This window comes from Allobosea sp. P1_A7, from assembly GCF_056406775.1.
In genome coordinates this window covers 1-2235 of sequence record NZ_JBFTZN010000495.1, presented here as the reverse complement: position 1 = coordinate 2235, position 2235 = coordinate 1, and the positions used below count along the sequence as shown (strand labels likewise).

The 2235-nt window shown below is 64.5% G+C and carries 2 protein-coding genes and 1 tRNA gene; 1 reads left to right on the top strand and 2 read right to left on the bottom strand.

Translation table 11 applies throughout. The features are described 5' to 3' along the window. The coding region (locus AC1D34_RS36835) for a hypothetical protein (protein ID WP_476826931.1) at positions 1-201 on the bottom strand (201 nt) is incomplete at its 3' end. Positions 202-730: 529 nt separating this feature from the next. Here AC1D34_RS36835 and AC1D34_RS36830 point away from each other — a divergent pair. Further along, positions 731-807: transfer RNA gene (locus AC1D34_RS36830), tRNA-Asp, on the top strand. 245 nt (positions 808-1052) lie between these two features. On the opposite strand, the gene AC1D34_RS36825 is transcribed toward AC1D34_RS36830, so the two are convergent. Next, positions 1053-2141, bottom strand: a complete 1089-nt coding sequence (locus AC1D34_RS36825; protein ID WP_441505500.1) for a MerR family transcriptional regulator — start codon at positions 2139-2141, stop codon at positions 1053-1055. Positions 2142-2235 lie beyond the last annotated feature (94 nt).

Genomic DNA, 2235 nt, shown 5'->3' with positions numbered 1-2235 from the left:
CAGTATGTGAGCGTCGCGAGCCTCTGAACGGAGCAGCGCCGGGTGGTCGCCAGCCTGCTCCACAGGCTCACCCGGCGGCCAGCTGGTTACCATCCCGATCGGGTCGATCATCTGCGCTGCCTGCGGATCTGCGACGCCATGCGCCTCAAGCCGGAGGCAGAGTTCCGCTCGCAATTGTCGAATGCGCGTCGCGTCCGTCATCGTTTCGCCCCCGCCCGGGACTGTTGGTTAACCACAGGTAAGCATGAGCAGATTTCGGCCGGCAAGCGGATTCATGTGCGAACAAAAAGCCGGCAATGGAGCCGGCTCGCCGCTCCGCGATGCCATGAAGCCGCCCTCTCCAATGGGGGTGGCCGTTGCGAGCGTGTTCGAAAGTTGTCGGCCGAACCGGCCTGTTGATAACTCGGCTGAGGTGCTTCGGCTGAGGAGCCCGCCGAATCCATCTTTGGACCGGTCCCCGGCCCTTTTTAGGGGTTCTGGGCCTCTGCCCGGTTCGAGCTTTCACGGCGCGCGACGGATCATGCGAGCAGCCGAAAGTGCCGATGAAATCGAGTTTGAGGCGACTTGTGTCTCGTTTTGCACTGCAAAAGTCAGCGGCTTGCGCCTGCCGGCGCACCCGACGGTTTGGAATTTGGGGAAGATGAATTTTGCCGGCACCTCGCGCTTGACACCGCCGGCCCGGCACCCTAATCCCAACCTCGCTGAGGCCAAGACGCCTTAGCCGCCCAGCGCGGGCGTAGCTCAGTTGGTTAGAGTGCCGGCCTGTCACGCCGGAGGTCGCGGGTTCGAGCCCCGTCGCCCGCGCCATTTATCTCAAGCAGATAGATGAAAATTCGCATCCACCGTTACAAGCGGTTTTTGGATGATGTTGGGCCCCGGGATGACTGCTCCTCCCGCCTTTGCCTCTCATTGTTTTCGGTGTGGTCCAAGCACGGTTTCGAGCGCTCCGTCACGACCTGCTTGATGCGTCGAAGTGACCGCCGCAGGCGCTGCAGATTCGCCGTCAGCACGCGCCGTCGATTCTCGCTTCGAATCGGAAGACGCTCTCGCGCCTATGGCACTGGTCGCAGCCACAGGGTGTGAATCACGCCGTCGTCAGTCCAGCCGATTCCGCATTCCAGCACGCCGGGCGCGGCGAAGCGCGCCTCATAGACATCGACCCCACTCTGTCCGACGCCGTTGAAGCGCAGCGCCTCCAGAGCCCCCTTGGCCAGCAACGCAGCGCTCACCAGGGAGAACTGCTCCTCGACGGCCACAGCCAGCTCCGGGCTCATCTTCTCGACATAGCGATGTCCAGCCTGATGCTCCTCGATGACGCGGCGCAGTGTCGTCTCGCTGTCGGGATGCGGGAGGTTGGACTGGACCCTGCGGCCCAGCGCCTCTGCGATCCTCCGGGCCTCGTCCGCGCTAATGCGCTCGGCCATCGATTCGTGACCATCCTGATGGAGGACCAGGGCCTCGGCGCGCCCGCCAGGACCGGGAACAAAGCTGACCTGCGCTGCTGGAAACTTCAGAAAGAACTTCGTGGCGCTCTCGGCAAAGAGTTCCACGGGCATCTGCCCCGACGATTCCAGAAGAAGCGCATCGCCTCTACGGCTGATCGACAGGATCAGCCCGGAGGTGAGCCGGTAGTCCCCGACATAGCCGTCGAGCAGGGCCGGATCGATCGTGATAGCGGAGCGCGGCCGCGCTTGCTCATAGCGCCGCCAGGCGACTTCGTCGGTCTGCGTTTCACTCATCGTGGCCTCCTTCGCCAGCTTGATCAGTTCGTCGGTCGACAATGAGCCGCCGGTCGACAGCTTCGCCCGCGCCGCCCCGACCAGGGACAGCCCACGCTCGGTACGGCTGTGCTGCTCCCGCAGGGCGGCTTGCTGCAGCGTCAGGATGCGATCGAGATCGACCGCCTTGCCCTGCAGCAGCGCGGTGATGCGTGCCAGGCTGAGCCCGAGCTGCTTCAGCGCAAGGACTTCATGCAGGCGGGCGATCTCGTCGGCGCCGTAGAGCCGCCACCCCTTCTCGCTGCGGCGCGGCTTGATCAGGCCGCGCTTCTCGTAGAGGCGTAGCGCACGCGCCGTCAGGCCAATGCGCTCGGCGCATTCCTGGGCGGCCAGCAGGTTGTTTCTGTCGGATCGGTTGCTCATCTCTGCTCCTCGCCCCCGGCGTAAGCTATGACCCAGGGACCGGCTCAAGCGCCTTCTTCGGCGAACGGTGGTCGAGCGGAGCCCAGCGCAATCA

What these genes read in the sequence shown, in the direction of transcription:
- AC1D34_RS36825 (WP_441505500.1), bottom strand. Translation starts at nt 2,141, where the DNA reads ATGAGCAACCGATCCGACAGAAACAACCTGCTGGCCGCCCAGGAATGC.